Genomic DNA, 17,166 nt, shown 5'->3' with positions numbered 1-17,166 from the left:
CAACTTGTCAGGAATCTTCATCACTTACATTTTATTTAATTGCCATAGACTACCATGGACTTGTGTTGGTCGATCAAAAGCAACCGTCTGGTCACTCTGACGTGTAAAGTAACGACCAGTCATCACTTGGGCCCCATCATTTACAAAAATTTCAGCTAATGAATGATCCAAAAAGATCCGCAATTTCACTGCTTGGTTAGCTGGTAAATCAATTTCACGAGTATGACCGTATTCAACAGCTGTCGGTTCATCTGTCTTACTGCGGTCAAGAATTAGTTTGCCATTTTGAGTATCAAATTTAACTTGCAGTCCCCGTTTTAAAATTTGATCCGCTGCTAACCATAACGTTCCTTTCTGGTTCGGTTCAATCGTAACTTCAAATTCAATTTGCTGACCTGCTTGATCATCTACCATGGTCACTTGGCCATCGATTACTTGACTTCTACCACGAAGAGACTTCATCGCTGGAACCGGACTTTGATAAAGTTGACCATCTTTTTGGTGCAACACTTTAACTTGACTAAGACAATTTGCCCAATTTTCCCGATCAGTTGGATATGTTAAATCTGGCAACCCAACCCACGAGATGAGATAAGCCAAACCATCAGGAGCATTAAAGGTTTGGCTAGCATAAACATCAAAACCAGCATCTAAATTTTGTAATTTGCCTGGCCTTCGTAGAGTTGCCGTGGCTAAATCAAAACTTTCACCTTGCAGAACCAAATTCGGGTAAATGTTTTGATACGCAAACTCATTCTTTGACAAACCTTGCGGGCAAAAAATAAGGGTTGGAGCTCCATCAACCATTACTAAGTTGGGACATTCTACCATATATCCAAAGTCTTTAATTCCAGTTTTAATTGGACCAACAAATCGCCATGGTCCGGTAACTTGATTGGCTTGGTATAAAACCATTTCACCCCGTTTATTGTTTTGGCTTTGCATCCCAATAACAGCATAAAACTTCCCATCAACTTCAAAAAGTTGCGGATCGCGGAAATGTTCACTGGCAAAAGTCGGTTGCTCAATTAATGGGTGACTTAGCTTTTTAACTTCACCATTTTGCGTTAACCAAGCACCAACTTGGTAAGGGACCCGAGTCCAATCTGATGTCCGATGATTTCCGGTATACATTAAAAAAAGTTGGTCACCAACTACGTGGGCAGATCCCGAGTAAGCTCCATGACTTTCAAATTTGGTATCTGGAGCGATAGCTAATCCCCGGTTTTCCCAATGAACTAAGTCCTTTGAAACCGTCCGCATCCAGGATTTTAGACCATGGGTGGCACCAAAAGGAAATGATTGATAAAATACATTCCACTCGCCATTAAAGTATGAAAAGCCATTAGGATCATTTAACAAACCTGAAGTTGGCCGAATATGATAACGTAGTTGGTAGGCAGAATTATTAGCCTGAGCTTGTAACTCTAATAATTCTAATGCACTATATTGCTCATATGGACGATACCGTTTTTCGCGTGTCCATTCCATTTTTTACCCCCCTTAGAATCATTTTCAATCATTACTATTCTAGAAGTTCTTGAAGTTAATTGTCAATCGGTTGCTATTAAAAATATTTTGTTGCTCGCTTTCATTGCTTATTTTTAAAGGTTTTATAAAAGAAAAATTATCAATCGGTTGACATTAGGCAAAATCCGAGTATTATATATACCGAATAAAGCGTTTTCACATTTGTAATACAATACATTTAAGGAGGTTTACAGCATGAATCACAAGCAAGTGGCTACCGACGTTATAAAAGCGATCGGAAAAGATAACATGGTGGCAGCGGCCCACTGTGCAACTCGGCTTCGGTTAGTGCTGAAGGATGACACCAAGGTTGATCAAGCAGCTCTTGACGCTAACGATGGCGTTAAAGGGACCTTCAAGGTTAACGGTCAATATCAAGTTATTATTGGTCCGGGAGACGTTAATAACGTTTACGATGAGCTAATTAAACAAACTGGTTTGCAGGAAGTTTCAACGGATGATTTGAAGCAGATCGCTGCTAAGAATGAAAAGTTCAACCCGGTGATGGCCTTCATTAAGCTATTATCTGATATTTTTGTTCCGTTAATTCCTGCCTTAGTTGCCGGTGGTCTTTTAATGGCCTTGAACAACGTGTTAACAGCGACTGATCTTTTTGGATCAAAATCAATCATTCAAATGTTCCCACAAATTAAGGGACTTGAAGAAATGGTTAACGTAATGTCTGCCGCTCCATATGTTTTCTTACCAATCTTAGTAGGGATTTCTGGAGCAAAACGGTTCGGAGCTAACCAGTTCTTAGGGGCCGTTGTCGGTATGATGATGACCGCTCCTGCCTTGGCGGAAGGTGGTACTTGGAGTATCTTTGGTTTACACATTGCTATCCAATCTTACACAAACCAAGTTATCCCGGCTTTAGCAGCTGTCTACTTGCTTTCAATCTTTGAAAAATGGTTACACAAGAAGTTACCATCAGCGGTTGACTTTACTTTCACACCACTAATTTCCGTCCTCTTAACTGGTTTTTTAACTTTCGTAATTGTTGGGCCAGTAATGAAAGAGTTATCTAACTGGATTACAGACGCCATCGTTTGGATTTACAACACCCTTGGCTTTGTTGGAACGGGAATTTTCGGAGCGGTTTACTCCCCAATTGTGTTAACCGGGTTACATCAAAGTTTCCCAGCCATCGAAACGCAACTTATCTCGGCCTTCAAGGCTGGGAAAGGTGCTGGTGACTTCATTTTCGTCGTCGCTTCAATGGCAAACGTTGCCCAGGGGGCTGCCACTACGGCCGTTTACTTCTTAACCAAGGATCATAAGATGAAGGGACTTTCAAGTTCCGCCGCCGTTTCTGCATTACTTGGGATTACGGAACCAGCCCTCTTCGGGGTTAACTTAAAATTGAAATTTCCATTCTTCTGTGCTTTAATTGGTTCCTGTGTTGCCGCAACTTTAGCTGGTCTCTTCCATGTTATTGCAGTCTCCATGGGTTCCGCCGGATTCATCGGTTTCCTTTCAATCGATGCTCATTCAATCCCGCTGTACTTAGCTTGTGAATTAGTAAGTTTTGCAATTGCCTTTACGGTTACCTACCTTTACGGAAAGTCACACAATGCATTAGTCAACCCAGCGGTTTCTTCTACTACTACCGTTACTGAAAAAGATTTGAATACTGCAGTAACGACTGAATCTGCTACTATCGCTAGTCCAGTTACTGGAACGGCTGAAGATTTAAGCCAAGTCAACGATGAAGTTTTCTCTCAAAAGATGATGGGTGACGGGGCTGCTGTTCTCCCTTCTGATGGAACAATTTATGCTCCAGTTGACGGGACCATCACGGTTGCTTACGAAACTAAACACGCTTATGGTTTAACTTCCGATAACGGTGCTGAAGTCCTAATCCACGTTGGCCTTGATACGGTTAACTTGAAGGGAGAACACTTTACTAGCGAAGTTTCCCAGGGACAGCAAGTCAAAGCTGGTGACAAACTTGGAACAATTGATCTTGACGCTGTTAAAGCTGCCGGTTACGATACCACAGTTATGGTCGTAATTACCAATTCAAATGACTACAAGGATGTTAAACGCCTTGCTGATGGCAAAGTAAATCATGGTGACCAATTGATAGAAGTAGCTAAATAACATCTTCTGCTAAAATATAATAAACAACCTAAGATTAGAGGTTGGGAAGAGACTTTTTGTTTCTTCCCGGCCTTTTTTGCATCTCCGAATGTTACTCAGTAACTAAGGTCCAAAAGCACGGCCTTAGTGGATAAGTGCGAACGAAAGGCCGATTCTGATGAATCAACCTTCGTCCTTCTTATCCCAAACAGGCCGTCAAGGAGCTTTTTCCCCAACCTCTTTGTTACCCTAAAGATCGAGCTAAAGTCGTTCATAGGTTCAGGGACTTCAAGTCCGGATTAAAAAATGACTTCCGCTATCTGAGCTTTGATAGTTTGCTTTAAGGTTGTGGAACTACGAGTTCGTGTATAGGAAATGAATTACACAGTTTGATATTCGGTGTTATCAATCCAGTCAAGGTGGCCATCTAGATCACATTAATAAACAGCGGAATCTCATTGCCCGTAAACTTTTATATTTTGCGGTTGGCAATATGATTCGCCATCAACACACTTGTCCTAATCACATTGTCGATTATTATTATTACCTTAAAGAAAAACGACCTTATTCCAAACAGAATAAGGTCGCCATGGTCGCTTGTATGAATAAAGCCCTCAAATGTCTTTTATCCATGATAAAGCACCATATCAAATATAAATACCATTATCGGTATACGAACTCGAAGTCCCTTGTGAAGATATAAATATCTCACAATTTGATTATATCACATTGTCATGATTTTTAAATCACTATTTGAATCAGGTATTTTTAGTATACTCTCATTTTTGATACTTAATCCTTGACTAATCGTAGGAAAGAGGGAGGCCGGAAAGAAACATGAGTTTTTTCCGGCCTCGGCCTCGCTTTTTTATTGGTAAACCCGCGCTGTCGTTTGTGTAGCTAATTCAGGGGTTAATTGGAGAGCAGTCATAGCTAACTGCGAGTAAGCTTGGAAATAGTAGGTTTTTGTTTCTGCAACCATAATTGATCGGTAAACTGAGAAAGTTGGCCGATGTCCCCGACTTTGAGGAACCGTTACTGTATCTAACAAATGGCTCGTTGTTGCAATCCCAGTATTTAAATTAGTTGGCTGATCCGCAAATTCTTTCATATAGGCCGCACGAACAAAGCGCGCGCTCGGAGAATAGGCACCCGGTGGGGTCTTTTTCCCACTTAAGCGCCCGGTTGTGACGTGAAAAGTATTTAAGGGGACACTCCCCGCTTCAAACTGCGGAGTAAAGGTAACATAATCTTCCATTTTGCGAAGTTGCGCCTCAAAATTTGGATGATTCGTCAAAACACCTAATGGATTTTCCCGTAATTTCAACGGTGATTGGCTCGGTTCAATTACCACCATCCGACCGGTCGCATCCATTACGGCAAAATGTTGTTCCGCGTGGCCAAATTTAACATCACTATAAGTATCAGTCATTAATTCGATTTCATCTAAATGCGCCGCGATATCCGCAATTGAGGCAAAACGGCCTAAGAGATAAAGGGCTAACTCAAACGCTGCTAATTGGACTTTATCAGCGTGTCGTTCCTCCGTTAATTGGCCACCATGGTCAAAGGTTAGTTTTTGGACCATTAATCCTTTTTCATTAACCCCATCACTGACATCCGTTCGTTTTAGGTTTGTAAAGCCACCCCCAACTAAAGCATAGCGATTCCGATAGGTCCGATGATCATAAATCGTTTGCCATTCAAAATTGCGTGGGAGAAATAAGGGACTTACTCGTAAGGTATCCCAATCCATCGTCCGGCCAAAAATATGATAATGATCTTGCGTCACAATACCAATACTTGTACACATCTTAATTCCACCTACTGTAGCCAAAAAGTTGTTGTCGCTCGCTTTAATTCCAAAGTTCGATCAATGATCCTTCCTAATAGCTCATATGGAACTTCCGCTTCAAAATTAACTTGGAAGGTTTTTTTACCGTGCTTAAGTTTCAATGCATTAATTGTAGGTAAAAATTCTTCAAAAACCACTTTTTCGGGGCCCACCGAAAAATGTTGCTTCGCCACAAAAAAGCCAAGAATAAAAGTGTCATGGGCAGTAAACATTGGTTGATTCCATTTTATTTGACCAACCAAGGCTTCATGATATTCACTTACCCATTGCATTATTTGCCGAAACTTTTCACGATAAACCGGATTTTCGATTTCCTCAAGATAGCGCCCAATTTCATCCATTACCCAAACCCCATTTCACTTATCTCTAATAATTTTATCATGGTAAAGTTTTTCAAGACAAGTTTATCGTTTATTAATCTATAAGAAAAAGGTAGGTAGAACCCTAATGGCTCTCAACCTACCTTTTTTCATTACCAAACTGACTCCTAATTTGACATCAATTCTTTTTCTTTTTCAGCCGCAATCGCTTCAAGATTCTTAATACCATCATCGGTTTCCGTTTGGACTTTCTTTTCAAGGTCGTGGAATTCATCATCGTTGAAATCGCCGTCCTTGTTGCCTTTCTTCAAAGCATCCATAGCCTCCCGGCGAACATTCCGAACAGCAACCTTTGCCTTTTCGGTTTCAGCCTTGACTTCTTTAACCAGCTCTTTCCGCCGCTCTTCTGTCAATTGTGGAACAATTAATCGAATAGCTGTCCCATCATTTTGAGGCGTTAAGCCAAGGTTTGATTGATAAATTGCTCGTTCGATCTCTTCAAGCAAAGTCTTATCATAAGGCGTTACTAAAAGTTGCCGTGCTTCTGGAATTGAAATTGAAGCTACTTGGTTCAATGGCGTCATTGCGCCGTAATATTCGACTTGAACCGGATTTAACAAACTAGCATTTGCTCGACCAGCCCGAATATCAGCCAAGGTCCGCTTTAATGCTTCCCCTGACTTCGCCATTTTTTCTTTTGCTTCCGCTAAAATTTCTTTACCGGTCATATTAATCCCCCTCAATCGTCGTACCGATTGCTTCACCCTTAACAACCTTCAAAATGTTACCAGGAGTATTAAGGTTGAAAACAACCAGCGGAATATCATTGTCCATTGATAATGAACTTGCCGTTGAATCCATAACGTGAAGTTGTTTATTAATAATATCCATATGCGTCAAACGGTCAAACTTAACAGCTGATGCATCCTTGTTAGGATCAGCAGAGTAAACCCCATCGACCCCGTTCTTAGCCATTAGGATTGCATCGGCATTAATTTCGGCAGCCCGCAAAGCGGCGGTGGTATCAGTTGAGAAGTATGGACTTCCAGTACCACCAGCAAAAATTACAACGCGCCCCTTTTCAAAATGCCGAATAGCTTTCCGCCGAATGTATGGTTCGGCAATTTGCCGCATTTCAATTGAAGTTTGTACCCGTGTTGGAACGCCAAGTAATTCTAAAGCATCTTGTAAAGAAAGAGCATTCATTATAGTTGCCAACATTCCGATATAGTCAGCTTGTGCCCGTTCCATTCCAAGTTTTTCACCGGTAACACCACGCCACATGTTACCACCACCAACAACGATCCCAACTTGCACTCCAAGGTCGTGAACTTCTTTAAGTTCCTTGGCAACCGTCTTTAATTCGGGAGGGTTAATCCCAAAGCCTTGATCACCGGCTAATGCTTCCCCACTTAATTTAAGAATAATCCGTTGGTATTTGACTGATTCCGTCATAATTTACCTCCTGGTTTACTTGCAAAAAAGGACGCACCGCCCCTTTAGTACAGTACGCCCCTCTGACGATTACTAATTACTTATTTAATTGTTCACTGATTTCTTGGGCAAGGTTAGTTTCCTTCTTTTCAATTCCTTCACCAACTTCGTAACGGATGAAGGACTTCAACTTGCCACCCTTGGAAGCAACGTATTGAGCAACCGTTTGGTCTGGGTCCTTAACAAAGTCTTGATCAGCCAGACAAATTTGGGACAAGAACTTGTTTAAACGTCCCTCAACAATTTTTGGTACGATCTTTTCAGGCTTACCTTCGTTTAGCGTTTCTTCAGTAAAGATCTTCTTTTCGTGTTCAATCCGGTCAGCCGAAACGTCTTCCCGCGTCATGAATTCTGGGTTAACAGCAGCAACGTGCATTGCAACGTCCTTGGCCGTCGTTTCATCAGCGCCTTCCAGGACAACTAAAGCCGCAATCCGACCGCCTTGGTGTAAGTAAGCACCAAAGCTGTCGCCATCTTCCTTGTTAACGATCGCAAACCGCCGAAGGGAAACCTTTTCTCCAGTCTTTTGAGTGGTAGAAATCAAGTCATCCTTCAAAGTTCCGTTAGCAGTTTCCAATGCTAATGCAGCATCAACATCAGCTGGTTGCTTTTCAACAAGCAAGTTGGCGATATCCTTCAAGGCAGCCTTGAATGGATCAGAAGCAGCCACAAAGTCAGTTTCAGAGTTCAATTCAACAATTGCTGCTGTATTCCCAGCAACTTCAATATCAGTTAACCCTTCAGCAGCAATCCGGTCGCTCTTCTTAGCAGCCTTTGCGATCCCCTTTTCACGAAGAAAATCCATTGCCTTATCCATGTCACCATCACTAGCAACTAATGCCTTCTTGGCGTCCATAATTCCGGCACCAGACTTCTTCCGTAATTCCATAACTTGCTTTGCGCTAATTGCCATGAGTATCTCTCCTTAAATTTTTTAAATTTCAAAAAAGCTGTTTTGCACTCAGGCCTTCCTGGTCTAACTGCAAAACAGCCCAAGCATTAACTATTTTTAGTTGTTGCCTTCAACACTGTCCTTAAGATCCTTCAAAGAATCTTCAGTAACTTCAGCGTCTTCTGCCGGTGCTTCTTCAGATTGAGCATCGTCTTGACCTTGCTTACCTTCAATTACGGCATCAGCAATCGTAGACGTAATCAAACGAACCGCACGGATAGCATCATCGTTTGATGGGATGATAACATCGATGTCATCTGGATCAGTGTTGGTATCTACCATCGCAACGATTGGAATGTTCAACTTTTGAGCTTCCTTAACAGCGATTTGTTCCTTGTGTGGGTCCACGATGTAAAGAACATCTGGGATCCGTGGCATATCTTCAATCCCGCCAAGGAACCGTTCAAGCTTTTCACGTTGCTTAGTCAAAACAGCAACTTCCTTCTTAGGAAGACGATCAAAAGTACCATCTTCAGCCATCTTCTTAAGTTGCTTCAAACGGCTAATCCGGGATTGAATCGTCTTCCAGTTGGTCAAAGTACCACCAAGCCAACGGTGGTTAACGAAGTATTGACCAGCCCGAACCGCTTCTTCTTCGATTGAATCTTGTGCTTGCTTCTTCGTACCAACGAAAAGAACAACCCCACCATTAGCGGCAACATCCTTAACGTAATTGTAAGCGTGGTCAATCATCTTAACCGTCTTTTGTAGGTCAATGATGTAAATCCCGTTCCGTTCAGTAAAGATGAATGGCTTCATCTTTGGGTTCCAACGACGGGTTTGGTGACCAAAGTGGACACCGGCTTCAAGCAATTGCTTCATGCTAACTACAGACATGAATAATACCTCCAAATAGTTTTTTCCTCCCCGCCTCTCTTCTGATTGGGGTACCCATAGGCACTTCCTCAACCATCAAGACGAGTGTGAATTGTGCTTTTTGCACCGTTAATTAGTATACCGAAAAAGAAAAGGGAAGGCAAGCCCTTCCCTTTGAAATTATCTGAATTTAGTCAAAACTAACTTCCTTTTCTGAGTTGCCAGTTTGAATTAATTCAAGATTAGCATCAAAACTTTGCTTAACCATATTCATTACCGCAACATCAGTGTAGAAGGCCGTATGAGGGGAGATTAAAACATTTTCCCGGCTATCGAGATTCCAAAATTCTGGATAATCCATATTTTTTCCTGCCATGTCATGGTTGAAAACCTTAGTTTCATCTTCGAGAACATCTAAGGCTGCCCCAGCAACCTTACCCGAATCTAAAGCTTCAATTAAGGCAGTTTCATCAATCAGCGGTCCCCGAGAAGCATTGATGATATATACCCCATCGTTCATCTTCGCGAAGGCAGCTTGATCAAGCATGTGTTCCGTTTCTGGGAACAATGGAATATGCAAAGTAATTACCGTTGCTTGAGCATAAAGTTCATCTAGGCTATCAACATAAAGGCCTTCCGCTTCTAGTTCTGGGTTATGGAATTTATCATAAGCAATCACTTTAGCCCCAAAACCTTTATAAATGTTAATTGCTACCCGGCCGATGTGTCCAGTACCAATCACCCCAACCACTTGTTGGTTTAATTCATGAGAAATTTCTGGTGCCCACCGGTAATCATGCCGTTCAAACTTATGGAAGTATTCTTTCGTTCGCCGTAAAAGATTCAATAACTGAGTAACCGAGAATTCTGCAATTGCTGCTGGTGAATATACTGGCACATTTGTTACCTTAATCTTGTTTGCTTTCACGGCGACAGGATTTAAGTTATCAACCCCGACATTGCGTAAGGATAGATAATGAATTCCATAACCTGCTAAGGTTGCCAAAACGTTATCAGTATACGGAGCCTGTTGGAAAGCAACTACCCCATCAAATCCTTGCGCTAAGTTAACTGTTTCATCAAGGAGTAAGTCTTCGACAATCTTTACTTCAACTTCAGGATGTTCCGCTTGCCATTTTGCAACATAAGGTTTTTCATCTTTGCGAATTCCATAAGCAATAATTTTCATCTTAGTTAGCCTCCAAGTTTTCATTCGATATCGACTAGCAACAGACACTCAATACGGTAATTCAACCGCTTTCAAGGAGTAATACAAATTATAGCATATTATCAAAATTTTCGGGAGAATTTTACCATGTCACACCGTGATCCTTAAGGAAAGCTTCCTTTTTTAAACGTGTTTGATGTTTAAAGTGATACTCCGCTGAGAGAGCATCATGCTTATTGGTGAACTTCTCTTGGTAAATTAACTTAAGTGGGTGGCGCTTTTTTACCCGGGTATACTTTGCTCCTTTATATGCTTGGTGCGTGGCGAACCGTTGGTCAACATCATCCGTGAAGCCACAGTAAAAACTATTATCTGCACACAATAGAACATACATGAAATAAGCTTTAGTAACCATTTAGCATCGCCATCACTTTAGGAACGTATTCACCCTTCTCATTTACAACCACAAGCGGTGGTACAATCTTTAAGCCACCTTTTTTACCGTCTTTAATCGCCTCAATCAAAACCATATTAGCATCCCGGCCAACTTTGGGATAAATCAGCTTGAGGCGCTTTGGTTCTAAACGCAAACTCGTCATTAAGCTTAAGATTTCCGTTAACCGCTCTGGACGGTGAACCAAATAGGCCTTCCCGTTCATTTTCAAAAGGCCACTCATTTTTTCAATTACTTCTTTTAAATTAAGGGCAATTTCATGCCGGGCCAAAGCTAAGTATTGATTTGGATTTTTTTCACTTTGGGGGTGGTCCTTAAAATAGGGTGGATTGCAAACCACAATGTCTGCCGAATCTTTCGGTAAATAATTATAGATTTTTTTTACATCAACGTTTAAAACTTGGTAACGTTCGGCTAAATCGTTTAGTTGAACACTCCGTCTCGCCATATCAGCCAAGCGGTCCTGCAATTCTACTTCAATAATCTGACCGCCAAGTTTACGGTTTAAGAAGAGCCCAATCGCTCCGTTACCAGCACAAAGGTCAACCGTTTGCAAATTATGTTTTCGGTTAGGTCGAACGAAATCAGCTAGTAAAACCGCATCCAGTGAGAAAGCGAAAACTTCCGAACTTTGGATAATTTGAATCCCTTGGGCGGAAAGTTGATCAATCCTTTCGTTTGCTTGCAATAGATCATCTGCCACGATATTTAATTCCTCCAACTACTTGCATAAATAAAATTCAATCTTCTATACTTAGTAATGTATTTACAGTAAATTTTTCATGTGAGGTTTGTCAATGCTTTATAGTTTTTTAGTCCATGTGGTGGGACCGTTTCTAAATTTAATTAATGGGCGACCAATCGTAGTCGGTAAAGAAAACCTACCAAAAGGAAACTACATTTTGGTAGCACCACACCGTTCCTGGATGGACCCGGTTTTATTAGCCTTAGCAATTTATCCAAAGAAATTTGCTTTTATGGCAAAAGAAGAAATTTTCCAAAGCAAGTTTGCTAATTACTTTTTACGGAAACTAAATGCCTTCCCCGTTAACCGAGTTCATCCTGGTCCGTCAGCGGTTAAGACTCCGGTTCGAATTTTAAAACAAACGGATTTAGCAACAATCATTTTTCCTTCCGGTTCACGCTATTCCTCAAAACTCAAGGGTGGTGCGTTAGTAATCGCTAAACTTGCTGGGGTTCCCTTAGTTCCAGCCGTTTACCAAGGACCACTGAAATTTAAGCAACTTTTTCGGCGGGAAAAACGAAAGATTGCGATTGGAAAACCAATTACGATTGATCGGAAGATGAAGTTATCAGAAGAAAACATGGCTCAGATTAGCCAGCAAATGCAAAGTGCTTTTGATAGTTTGGATCAACAATTAGACCCAAACTATCACTATCAGATGCCTGAAAAGCCTGCAGATGATCATTTTTAAAATAAAAAAGCGACCGGAAAATCCAGCCGCTTTTTTATTTTGTAGTACTCCACTACTTTTTGTTAGCTTTCTTAGCTTGGTTCTTCATGGTTTGCATCATTTGGTGCAACTTCTTATCAGAAGGCTTTTGCCCCATTTGAAGCATCATCGTCCGTAACATATCTGCCGAAATTGGCGGATTGTTACGCAGGTAGTTTTCCATGTAACGGCGTGCCCCGAAGAAACCAACGGCAATTCCGACAATTAATGCCAGAATTACTAAGGCGATTGTAAGACCCACTTGTCTTTCCCCCTTTATTGTTATCATATCTATGTTACACAATCTAGAGGAATTTTAAAAGTGATTTTTAATCGTCGCGCAAACCTTTTTTCCGTTGAACTTGACGGACCTTTTCTGGGGTTACTTCTTTTCCGTCTTTATCATAGATTCGCATCATCTCAATGTTAGACCGAAAAGCTTCGCGGAAATTAGCTAGATATTGATCCCGTAGTTTCTTACGTTCTGCTTTTTCAGCTGTAGTTAAACCAACCGTTTTGTTTTTATGGGCCAATTCGTTAATGCGTTTTAACAATTGGTCTTGTTCATTTGATTCAGTCATCGTATCAACTCCTTAGAGAACTGAATTTAGCATACTCAAATCAAGACTTAAATGCAAGCAGAAAAGTTCGAACGCATGTTTTACATTTAGAAAAAATCATGTTAAAATGGAAAAAATTATAACAAGGAGTAATCACTATGCCAAGAAATTCCGAGCCAAAACAGCTTGAAGTCCTTGCTTTTATTCATCAACAAGTAACCGAACAAGGATATCCACCAACGATCCGCGAAATTTGTGATGCCGTTGGTCTTTCATCAACTTCAACGGTCCACGGGCATATTAACCGATTAATCAAACGCGGTTATTTACAAAAAGACCCAGCCAAGCCACGAGCCTTAGAAATCACTCAGGATGGTTTAGCAGCCATTGGAATTAAGCCCCACCAACACGAAATTCCACTTTTGGGAGTTGTTGCAGCTGGTCAACCGATTTTAGCAATCGAAGAAGCAACGGATTACTACCCAGTTCCGCCAACCATTCAAGATAACGATGACTTGTTCATGTTAACCATTAAAGGTAACAGTATGATTAACATGGGAATCTTGAATGGTGATAAGGTGATTGTCCGACAACAAGAAACTGCCAATAACGGGGATGTTGTGATAGCGATGACGGCCGAAAACGAAGTGACTTGTAAGCGGTTCTACAAAGAAGCTCGTTACTACCGCCTTGAACCTGAAAACGATGATATGGATCCAATTATTCTTGACGATGTACGAATCTTAGGTCGGGTGATTGGTTTGTTCCGGGATAGTATTTTCTAGATTTTAGTCGGCAAACAAAAGAAGAGAGGCCAGGAAGAAACAAATGTTTCTTCCCGGCCTCTTCTTTCATCTCCGAATGTTACTTAGTAACTAAGGTCAAAACGGTGGCTAAATGGTAGTTGCTTTCCTAACGGTCGCACCAACCGATTCAGCCTTGCACGGGCTCACAAACGCCAAACCAGTTGGCTGGTTCGCTCCAAATTACGGCCTTAGCGGATAAGTGCAAACAAAAAGCCGATTCTAATGAATCAACCTTCGCTCTTCTTATCCCAACCAGGTCGTCAAGGAGCTTTTTCCCCAGCCTCGCCATTCTTCTTTTGTTTTACTTCCGTTGATAAACCCGTTTATGATCCGTTTGCCCAGCTAAGACAAATTCGGCTGGATCATTTGAAACATCAAAAGTGATATCTTCACTCTTCATTCCTAATTGTTGATTAAATAACTGCTCATACTCAGCTACCGAAACTTGCCGCCGTTGATCCAAAAACTTATCCGGATGATCAATAAAGTTTTCAAACCCCGCAACCAAAGTTCCCGTATAAAATTCACCTTCAGCCCCAGAACCATAACTGAATAATCCTAACTGGTTACCAGCCTCTAATTGGCCGTTATTTAATGCGGAAAGTAAACCTAAGTAAAGAGAACCTGTATACAAATTTCCAACTCGTCGACTATAAATTTGACTAGCTGCCAAGATGTTCCAATAGCGGCTGGCAACTTCATCTTCTCGGTCACCTAATTCACTGGCGAGCGCCTTTCGCCCCATCTTCGTAAACGGTAAATGGAAGAGAAAGCCTTCAAAATCAGCTAAAGTCCGCCCAGTTAGTTGCCGGTAACGTTGCCAGCAGGCTTGGAAAAAATCAATGTAAACCTGGGTTGAGAACTTACCATCAACTAAGGCTTCTGTCCGGTATAATGGCCGCCAGAAGTCCATAATGTCCTTCGTCATCGCTACGTTCGTATCCCCAAAGACCATTACCCGGGGGTTAGCCGTCACCATCATTGCAACCGCGCCCCCACCTTGGGTAACTTCACCACCTGTTTCAAGCCCATAACGAGCAATATCTGATCCGATTACCAAAATCCGTTCATTCGGATTAAGGACAATTAACCCTTTCGCAAATTGAAGGCCAGCCGTTGCCGAGTAACAAGCTTCTTTTAATTCGACCGTCCGAACAAAATCATCCAAACCTAAGAGGTGCTTGACGTAAACTGCACTCGCCTTTGAATTGTCAATTCCTGACTCAGTTGCGACAATCAAGGTACTAACCTGTGCCAATTCAGCTTTAGGAAATTTAGCTGCTGCTTGAGTTGCCAAAGTTACTATATCTTGGGTAGGAGGAATCACCGCTTGTTCGCTTTGACCAATCCCAATCAAGTATTTATTGGGATCAACACCCCGCGCAACTGCTAAATCTTTTAAATCCAGAAAAAGAGATGTGGTCGCAAAACCAACCCGGTCAATACCAATCTTCAAAACTATCCCTCCAGATATTCTTATTTACTATAGTGTAATTATTTTATCTAGTTTGCTAGAATTTGTAAAACAGAACAATTTACAAACGTTCCCTAATACTTTTATCATATAACGTATAAGGCCGATTAAACGTCATCTCTCTGACGCTTAATCGGCCTTATAATTAATTATTTAAAGGAGAGTACAGGATTTGAACCTGCGCGCCCATTCAACATGGGTTCGCCGGATTTCGAGTCCGGTGCATTACCACTCTGCCAACTCTCCATTAAATTGACTACTACAGTTTAGCATCTTCAAGAAGCGTTGGCAAGGTATCTTATAACAAAAGCTTCATAACCACTTTCTTAATTACTTTTGCATTTGCTTTGAAACCCAGATTGAAACAGCAACTGCTAATCCAAGCGGAAGCAAAGCTGAATATTGCATGTGGCAGACTTCAAAAATCATAAACAGGGCCATTAAGGGAGCTTGTTGTGAAGCTGCTAATAGTGAAACAGCTCCTAAGACAGCACATTGAGCCAGCGTTATCCCGGGGACAACCGCCATATAGACAACTCCAAGCAAAACACCGGTACATGCTCCAATTGCAATTGATGGGGTTAGCGTTCCACCATATCCCCCACCTTTAATGGTCAAAAGCGTAACAATGGCTTTAGCGAAAAAACCAAACACTAACCACAACAAGGCACCACTTAGTCCTGTTGAGCTGTTTGTATTCATCGCTAATTGAGCAAGGCCCCGGCCATTTCCACAAACCGCTGGGAAAAACATTGCAACCAGGCCAGTTAAAAGCCCCACTAAACTAAGTTGCCAAAGAATTGCTTTCCCCTTAGCCCGGTTTTGACTAGCAAGTTTGATAAATTTTTTAAAGATTGTTCCTAAGAAACCATTCACGATTCCTAAGAGAATTGCCAAAGGAATAACAACTAGGCCATAGTGACGATTCCCAGTTAAATAATAAGGAACAAAGCCCTTCGTAATTGAACCAACCATCGTTGCAATTGATGACATTGTCACACTAACGGCAACCGACCGGGTATTAATTTTTTTGTAAAGCAACTCTAAACAAAACATAGTCCCAGTAATTGGGGAGATATAGACCCCGGCAAAACCGGCCCCAGCGGCAGCTGCAATTAGTAAGCGTCGGTCTTCCGGATCAATTGACCATCCATGCCGATCAAAGGAGCGACTCAAATTGTCGGCAATCATTGCCCCGGCCTGTCGTGGCGCTAATTCACGTCCGATAGAACCCCCGGTACTAACGTAGAAAATCTGGGTCATAACATGAATTGCCGTCCGCAAAACTGGCATTCGTTTTCCTTTAATTGAGGCGTTAATCCCAACCGGTTCCCAATCTCTTTGTAAGAAATACCAGACAACGGCACTAATGATTCCCCCGATAATCAACGAAACTAATCGCCGACTCGGTAAAGCATTCACTGCTACCGGCATCTGATTATTTTCAACAAAACCTAAAAAAAGGTGCTCCACTGTGTCCAGTAGCACCCCTAATAGCATTGACGAGCAACCAACAATTAAACCTAAACAAACTGTAATCACCGCTAAATTAATATCCTGGCGACGACTTGTAACATTCTCCATAATAAATCAGTATCCTTCAAAAAATTTCGCTTTTTATTTTAGCACCATTTTTTTGATGAACACTAGGGCTTAATTAAAAATTAATTCCGCAAGCCCTTCCAAACCGATCTGGTCAGCTTCGCTAAAACGGTTAAGTTTTGGACTATCAATATCTAGGACGCCCCAAAATCGACCATCCTTAAAGACCGGAACAACGATTTCAGAATTAGATGCTGCATCACAAGCGATATGGCCAGCAAACTCATGAACGTTGGGAACAACGATCGTCTTTTCTTGTTGAGCAGCTGTTCCACAAACCCCATTTCCAAGTTGAATATGGACACAAGCCACCTGACCTTGGAAAGGCCCAAGAATTAATTCACCGTCCTTCATCCGGTAAAAGCCTGCAAAGTTAACCTCTTCCAAAGAATTAAATAAGAGCGCTGCTAGATTAGCCGTAATCGCAACCCAGTCATCTTCACCGGTAATTAAAGCTTGTGCTTGTTCTTGCAGTAAATCATAATCAGTATCTGCCATTTTTCTCACCTCATGAACATTTTAGGGTCTACAATATTTGGTACTGATAGGAGTAAAATCCTAGCAGTACCAATTTTTTTGATTTAGGGGATTTTATGTAT

General features: G+C 41.5%; 18 protein-coding genes, 1 tRNA gene and 1 pseudogene. 4 read left to right on the top strand and 16 right to left on the bottom strand.

What is annotated here, in order from left to right:
- Window positions 1-24: 24 nt before the first annotated feature.
- Entirely contained in the window at window positions 25-1,491 is a 1,467-nt protein-coding gene (locus tag H5993_RS04250) for a sucrose-6-phosphate hydrolase (protein ID WP_204776355.1), read from the bottom strand.
- A 234-nt stretch (window positions 1,492-1,725) separates the two neighbouring features.
- Between H5993_RS04250 and H5993_RS04245 the strand changes: the two genes are divergently transcribed.
- Complete coding sequence (locus H5993_RS04245) at window positions 1,726-3,633, top strand: sucrose-specific PTS transporter subunit IIBC (protein ID WP_204776354.1); 1,908 nt, start codon at window positions 1,726-1,728, stop codon at window positions 3,631-3,633.
- Window positions 3,634-4,003: 370 nt separating this feature from the next.
- Window positions 4,004-4,315, top strand: a pseudogene (locus H5993_RS09695) (IS110 family transposase); the annotation flags it as partial.
- Window positions 4,316-4,480: 165 nt separating this feature from the next.
- Here H5993_RS09695 and H5993_RS04240 read toward each other — a convergent pair.
- The 9 genes from H5993_RS04240 to H5993_RS04200 form a co-directional block, all read right to left on the bottom strand.
- The gene (locus tag H5993_RS04240; protein ID WP_180871898.1) at window positions 4,481-5,425 is read right to left on the bottom strand and encodes a linear amide C-N hydrolase; all 945 of its coding nucleotides are present in this window, start codon (window positions 5,423-5,425) and stop codon (window positions 4,481-4,483) included.
- A gap of 11 nt (window positions 5,426-5,436) precedes the next feature.
- Window positions 5,437-5,808 (bottom strand): iron chaperone, encoded by a 372-nt coding sequence (locus H5993_RS04235; protein ID WP_204776353.1) that lies wholly within the window; start codon window positions 5,806-5,808, stop codon window positions 5,437-5,439.
- Between the two features lie 146 nt (window positions 5,809-5,954).
- Window positions 5,955-6,515: a ribosome recycling factor gene (gene frr / locus H5993_RS04230; RefSeq protein WP_204776352.1), complete on the bottom strand. Its 561-nt coding sequence runs from the start codon at window positions 6,513-6,515 to the stop codon at window positions 5,955-5,957.
- Between the two features lies 1 nt (window position 6,516).
- A complete protein-coding gene (gene pyrH, locus H5993_RS04225; protein ID WP_204776351.1) occupies window positions 6,517-7,242 on the bottom strand; it encodes a UMP kinase in 726 nt (241 codons plus the stop codon).
- Between the two features lie 76 nt (window positions 7,243-7,318).
- On the bottom strand, window positions 7,319-8,194 hold the full coding sequence (gene tsf, locus H5993_RS04220; RefSeq protein ID WP_204776350.1) for a translation elongation factor Ts: 876 nt from the start codon (window positions 8,192-8,194) through the stop codon (window positions 7,319-7,321).
- A gap of 96 nt (window positions 8,195-8,290) precedes the next feature.
- Complete coding sequence (rpsB, locus tag H5993_RS04215) at window positions 8,291-9,070, bottom strand: 30S ribosomal protein S2 (RefSeq protein ID WP_180871893.1); 780 nt, start codon at window positions 9,068-9,070, stop codon at window positions 8,291-8,293.
- Between the two features lie 169 nt (window positions 9,071-9,239).
- Entirely contained in the window at window positions 9,240-10,238 is a 999-nt protein-coding gene (locus H5993_RS04210; protein ID WP_204776349.1) for a D-2-hydroxyacid dehydrogenase, read from the bottom strand.
- A gap of 121 nt (window positions 10,239-10,359) precedes the next feature.
- Entirely contained in the window at window positions 10,360-10,632 is a 273-nt protein-coding gene (locus tag H5993_RS04205; RefSeq protein ID WP_180871891.1) for a GIY-YIG nuclease family protein, read from the bottom strand.
- Entirely contained in the window at window positions 10,622-11,374 is a 753-nt protein-coding gene (locus tag H5993_RS04200; protein WP_204776348.1) for a methyltransferase, read from the bottom strand. The genes H5993_RS04205 and H5993_RS04200 overlap by 11 nt, the downstream gene beginning before the upstream one ends.
- Before the next feature lie 94 nt (window positions 11,375-11,468).
- Here H5993_RS04200 and H5993_RS04195 point away from each other — a divergent pair, with 94 nt between their 5' ends.
- Window positions 11,469-12,107, top strand: coding sequence for a lysophospholipid acyltransferase family protein (locus H5993_RS04195; RefSeq protein WP_204776347.1), 639 nt, complete (start codon window positions 11,469-11,471; stop codon window positions 12,105-12,107).
- Window positions 12,108-12,159: 52 nt separating this feature from the next.
- On the opposite strand, the gene H5993_RS04190 is transcribed toward H5993_RS04195, so the two are convergent.
- Both H5993_RS04190 and H5993_RS04185 read right to left on the bottom strand, forming a co-directional pair.
- The gene (locus H5993_RS04190) at window positions 12,160-12,387 is read right to left on the bottom strand and encodes a YneF family protein (protein ID WP_204776346.1); all 228 of its coding nucleotides are present in this window, start codon (window positions 12,385-12,387) and stop codon (window positions 12,160-12,162) included.
- 67 nt (window positions 12,388-12,454) lie between these two features.
- Window positions 12,455-12,706 (bottom strand): DUF896 domain-containing protein, encoded by a 252-nt coding sequence (locus H5993_RS04185; RefSeq protein ID WP_180871887.1) that lies wholly within the window; start codon window positions 12,704-12,706, stop codon window positions 12,455-12,457.
- A gap of 137 nt (window positions 12,707-12,843) precedes the next feature.
- Between H5993_RS04185 and lexA the strand changes: the two genes are divergently transcribed.
- On the top strand, window positions 12,844-13,470 hold the full coding sequence (gene lexA / locus H5993_RS04180; RefSeq protein ID WP_204776345.1) for a transcriptional repressor LexA: 627 nt from the start codon (window positions 12,844-12,846) through the stop codon (window positions 13,468-13,470).
- A gap of 322 nt (window positions 13,471-13,792) precedes the next feature.
- Here lexA and H5993_RS04175 read toward each other — a convergent pair whose 3' ends face one another.
- The 4 genes from H5993_RS04175 to H5993_RS04160 all read right to left on the bottom strand — a co-directional run bounded on the left by H5993_RS04175 (window position 13,793) and on the right by H5993_RS04160 (window position 17,065).
- The gene (locus tag H5993_RS04175) at window positions 13,793-14,947 is read right to left on the bottom strand and encodes a hydroxymethylglutaryl-CoA synthase (protein WP_204776344.1); all 1,155 of its coding nucleotides are present in this window, start codon (window positions 14,945-14,947) and stop codon (window positions 13,793-13,795) included.
- 175 nt (window positions 14,948-15,122) lie between these two features.
- A tRNA-Ser gene (locus H5993_RS04170) sits at window positions 15,123-15,211 on the bottom strand.
- A gap of 84 nt (window positions 15,212-15,295) precedes the next feature.
- Entirely contained in the window at window positions 15,296-16,549 is a 1,254-nt protein-coding gene (locus H5993_RS04165) for a chloride channel protein (protein WP_204776343.1), read from the bottom strand.
- A 69-nt stretch (window positions 16,550-16,618) separates the two neighbouring features.
- Window positions 16,619-17,065: a GAF domain-containing protein gene (locus H5993_RS04160; RefSeq protein ID WP_204776342.1), complete on the bottom strand. Its 447-nt coding sequence runs from the start codon at window positions 17,063-17,065 to the stop codon at window positions 16,619-16,621.
- Between the last annotated feature and the right edge of the window lie 101 nt (window positions 17,066-17,166).

Origin of the sequence: Limosilactobacillus alvi, from assembly GCF_016900115.1 — a bacterium.
In the GTDB taxonomy this organism is placed as follows: domain Bacteria; phylum Bacillota; class Bacilli; order Lactobacillales; family Lactobacillaceae; genus Limosilactobacillus; species Limosilactobacillus alvi.
This window is presented reverse-complemented; position numbering and strand designations above follow the sequence as displayed.